General features: G+C 63.8%; 1 pseudogene. It reads left to right on the top strand.

Annotated elements, in window-relative coordinates:
• Positions 1-157, top strand: a pseudogene (locus AF337_RS22140) (type 1 glutamine amidotransferase domain-containing protein); the annotation flags it as partial.
• Positions 158-210 lie beyond the last annotated feature (53 nt).

Raw genomic sequence — 210 nt, 5'->3', positions numbered from 1 at the left:
CGTCCTGAAAGAGCAGGGCGCAAAGTTTTCGAAGACCGCGGATTGGGGCGTGCATGTCGTCCAGGACGGCCTGCTGATTACCGGGCAGAACCCCGGTTCATCGGTGGAGACCGCCGGCATTCTGCTCGCCGCCGTGACGGCGGCAAAGGCCGCGTGACACAGCGCGGCTGGTCGGGGATCAACCCATGACCAGCCGCTTTGTTACTTGTG

The organism is Rhizobium ecuadorense (genome assembly GCF_001187535.1).
Classification (GTDB): domain Bacteria; phylum Pseudomonadota; class Alphaproteobacteria; order Rhizobiales; family Rhizobiaceae; genus Rhizobium; species Rhizobium ecuadorense.
Note: the sequence above shows the minus strand (reverse complement) of the source record. Positions and strands in the feature narration are given on the sequence as shown.